This window comes from Candidatus Zixiibacteriota bacterium (assembly GCA_034439475.1).
Lineage (GTDB): Bacteria > Zixibacteria > MSB-5A5 > GN15 > FEB-12 > JAWXAN01.
The window spans coordinates 1-3,776 of the sequence record JAWXAN010000008.1; the positions used below are offsets into that span (position 1 = coordinate 1).

General features: G+C 45.5%; 4 protein-coding genes. 3 read left to right on the forward strand and 1 reads right to left on the reverse strand.

What is annotated here, in order from left to right; genetic code table 11:
* Positions 1 to 224: 224 nt before the first annotated feature.
* Complete coding sequence (locus tag SGI97_00800; protein ID MDZ4722442.1) at positions 225 to 581, reverse strand: DUF393 domain-containing protein; 357 nt, start codon at positions 579 to 581, stop codon at positions 225 to 227.
* 393 nt (positions 582 to 974) lie between these two features.
* Between SGI97_00800 and SGI97_00805 the strand changes: the two genes are divergently transcribed.
* From SGI97_00805 to SGI97_00815, 3 genes are all read left to right on the forward strand, one after another.
* A complete protein-coding gene (locus SGI97_00805; GenBank protein MDZ4722443.1) occupies positions 975 to 1,562 on the forward strand; it encodes a sigma-70 family RNA polymerase sigma factor in 588 nt (195 codons plus the stop codon).
* 78 nt (positions 1,563 to 1,640) lie between these two features.
* Positions 1,641 to 2,447 (forward strand): hypothetical protein, encoded by an 807-nt coding sequence (locus tag SGI97_00810; protein ID MDZ4722444.1) that lies wholly within the window; start codon positions 1,641 to 1,643, stop codon positions 2,445 to 2,447.
* Positions 2,448 to 2,604: 157 nt separating this feature from the next.
* The gene (locus SGI97_00815) at positions 2,605 to 3,549 is read left to right on the forward strand and encodes a hypothetical protein (GenBank protein ID MDZ4722445.1); all 945 of its coding nucleotides are present in this window, start codon (positions 2,605 to 2,607) and stop codon (positions 3,547 to 3,549) included.
* Positions 3,550 to 3,776 lie beyond the last annotated feature (227 nt).

A 3,776-nucleotide genomic window follows, 5' to 3' on the forward strand; every position in this document is an offset into this window, starting at 1 on the left:
GGACTCAGTCATCTTAGGTGAAATACCAAGTATAACAAGAAGATATCAGAAATTTACCAACACTTTTTGGCTATTATGCCCGCAATGACGAGTTGTGAGTACGGTGCAAGTTGGTGCACGATGCTTTCGAGTCCGCCACAGGTGGAACGTACACCAACCACTGTAATGAATGCCAGTGTCGGGCAGAGACGCCCGACACCACACATTTTGTCCCCATCACCCTGTCAGCCCAACAGTTTCGAAAGCTTTAGCCTATGCTTCGCGACAATCCGATAGATCGGACGCGCCAAATGTTTTATTCCCGGCAAAAGCAACAGTCTGCCGACAAAACGGGATTTGGGAAGAAGCAGAGCAACTCGTGACAAAGCATCAGCGCCAAAATAGGTGGTATTGTCTGAGGTAATGAGACAGATGGCTTCTCTGAGTTTGTCTGATGAAGGAAGAGGTATGCCCAAAGGAATCCTTGGATTTGAGAGCGGAATCAGAGAAATGAGTCCAAAAGTATCAAGTTTTTTGAGTTTATTAATACCGATCAAACAGGCCGGACAGGCATCATCATAGATAAGATAGTTGGTCGACATAGGGGAATATAGGGGTAATATTGCACTAGTAATATGAGGAAATTCAGCCCCTTTTCAGGCTTCTGAAAGTGAGAAACTATGTCGTAAGGCAGCCGTCATATCCTCAATTGCCTCTTTGGCTTATAAGATTTGATGACAACCAAAAAAACACAGTACCTCAATCGGATTAGAAGGCTCGCTCTTTGGAATGTTCTTGTATCTATGATGGTCTCGGCATATTTTACTTAAATGTAGAAACCTTCAGTGAATGTCTGTTCCATATCATTGGAACGTAGAAATTTTGAAAGTGTATGAGTATTTAACAAGTGCCCAGGGAACCACAAACACAGCCGGTCTGTTTAGTAAATCAGGCTGAGGTAACCTGGCACGGTTTCGGAATTGGATATGTCCACTGTGATCGAACAAGTTAGCCTCACCCGCGATAAGAGAAAGAGCTTTGAAACAGAAGCTTTGCCGCATATGGATGCTCTTAAGCGTACCGCGCTTCGGATGGCGAGAAATGCAAACGACGCCGATGATTTGGTACAAGAGACGTATGTAAAGGCCTATCGCTTCTGGGACAAGTTTGAGCCTGGGTCGAATTGTCGGGCATGGTTATTCAAAATCATGACCAACATTTTTATCAACGACTATCGCTCGAAAGCACGGACGCCGGCTTCGGTATCTGTTGACGATGTCGATGATAATTTCATCTATGGTCAACTTGCGCTGGCGACCCCGGATGCGAATCCGGAGAGCGAATTTTTCGCCAAGGTGTTTGACGATGACGTCAAGAAGGCAATCGAAGAATTGCCTGAGGATTTTCGCACGGTAGTAGTGCTCTCGTTTCTTGAGGGTTTCTCCTACCAGGAAATCGCCGAGATTGCAAATTTGCAACTTGGTACCGTCAAATCGAGACTGCACCGAGGGAGAAAATTGTTACAGAAGCAGTTGTTCGAGTACGCAGTGAAGAACGGATATATCAAGAATTCAGGAAACTGACTCGCTGCCGTTCCTCAAAACAATCTGCGAATTGGAGAAGTATGCAGCTAAGTTTTTTTATTTTGAGGACAGCACTCTATGGACCGCCACAACTCGTTAAGATTTCTTTATGAAATAATTGATCAAGAAGCAACCCCCCAACAACAGCACGACTTCGATAATCACATGAAAACCTGTGATAATTGCTCAGGCATCTATCGTTCTGAACAGCTATTGAATAACGGGATGCAACGCAAACTCAAGCAGGCCATACCACTTGGGCCATCGGATACCCAACTCCGTACTCGCATTCTTTCCCAACTCGACATTGAAGAAAAAGCGGAATTCCAAAGTGCAGTCAAGACGCAAACTACTCCGATTCGAAGAATTTCGCGAATCGTAGCGGTCGCCGCGACATTTGTCTTTCTGGTGGGAGCTGGCTATTTCGGCACGGAGCTCTACAAGCACTACAACATCTACATCCCGCTTGAACGCGCTCATTGGCAAGCTGCTGACCAAAGTGCATCATTTAGCAATAACCTGTTGACGGTCAGTTCTATGGGCAAATTCGCTGAGCAATACAAATATAATATTTCGTCGACTATCGGCGACTTCCAACTTGTCGGCGGTCAAATGCAGGAGATAATGGGCGTCGAGATGGGACATTTTGTTTTCGTGAAAAACGATGAAATTGTCTCGGTCTTTGTGGTTCCCTCTAAGGATTTTAAAATCCCCGAAGAGCTGATTGAGCATTCCGTTCATAAGAATAACACATCGTTTTTTGACCACAACTGCCGAGGCTGTAGACTGGTCTACCATGAAAACAACGGCCTTGTTATTATTACTGCTACAACCGATAAAGGTGTCGACCTGACAGAGTTTGTCCCGGGGGAACGTTCTATATGAGCAGGGGAAAAGAGCCAAGTGTTTTAATTTAGTCTTGCTTCATTGTGTACAGAGCGATAATTTTACCGGTATGGTTAGACATGCCGGTCTTTTTTTGTTTTTTTTCACTTTAGTTTGCTTCCTTTCTCTTTTCAGGCCGCTTCATGCAGCGGCTTATATGGATGACCATAAGGCTCAGCTGTTGAGTGAGACTCAGCAGCTTCTTTTCAATAACCGCTTTGATTCCGCTGATTCGCTTCAGAGAGACTTTGCCCGGATCTATCCCGATGATCCGGGCTGCTATCTTATCCAAGCCGCAATCGAAATGGCAAAGATGGCATTCTTCGAGGACAATCTCTATCCTGATTATGCGAAGCTTCTGGATACCCTTCGTATGAAAGCGCAAATGGTGTCGGATTCGGGTTCTGCCTCCACCAAGAGTTGGATGCATCTTTTTGTTGGACATTCGAAAGCATACGGCTCGATCAGAGAAAGTAGATTCGGTTCGCTCTACTCGGCCATAAGACTTGGTCTTGCTGCCAAATCTGAGTATGAAGCCGGACTGGCGCTTGATAGCAGCATTTACGACCATTACATGGGGATTGGGACATATCATTATTGGAAATCTGCCAAAGCTGGAATGCTGAGATGGATAGGGTTGTTCAAAAATGACCGTGCGCTCGGTATCAAAGAGCTTTATATCGCCGCCGATTCGGCTCAAATTTTCAAAGAATCGGCCAGAAGCGGGCTCATCTGGATTTGGATAAATAAAGAGAAATATGACTCCGCAATAGCAGTAGCCGAAGAGATGCAGAAAGCATACCCTGACGGCACATCGTTTTTATGGCCAATGGCGCAGGCGTATTTTGCGAAGCGTGACTATGTAAACACTGCTCGGATATATCGTCTGATCCGTGATAAAATTGATGACACGCCGGGTAATTATTTTAATCTGATTGAATGCGACTATTTTATCTCTAAATGTCTTGTGATCTTAGAACGCAAGGATGAAGCTATCGCTGCGGCGCGAGACTTTGCGGTCTATCAGAAACAGATTCCCAATAGTACCTATAATCGGCAAAAATCACACATATCATTTTTGAGGAAACTTGTTTTGGAGTGATGGGCCACACTGTGCGCGACTGGGACGTCCCACACGAAGAATAAAGCAGGCATTTCCAGTACGTCCTTGCGGGGAGTGCAGGCGTGGCAATCTCATGTTCGTCTTCATCTTGTAGGTCAGTCCGCTGAGGCGGACTGACGTCTTAATCATCGGTGCGCGACAGAGACGTCCCGCACGAAGAATTAAGAAGTGCAGTCAGCCTTCTATTTTGTCATTCCAGTCCGCTA

Bases quoted from the DNA above. Each gene is read 5' to 3' on its own strand.
- SGI97_00800 (MDZ4722442.1), bottom strand. From the start codon at position 581: ATGTCGACCAACTATCTTATCTATGATGATGCCTGTCCGGCCTGTTTG.
- SGI97_00810 (MDZ4722444.1), top strand. From the start codon at position 1,641: ATGGACCGCCACAACTCGTTAAGATTTCTTTATGAAATAATTGATCAA.
- SGI97_00815 (MDZ4722445.1), top strand. From the start codon at position 2,605: ATGGATGACCATAAGGCTCAGCTGTTGAGTGAGACTCAGCAGCTTCTT.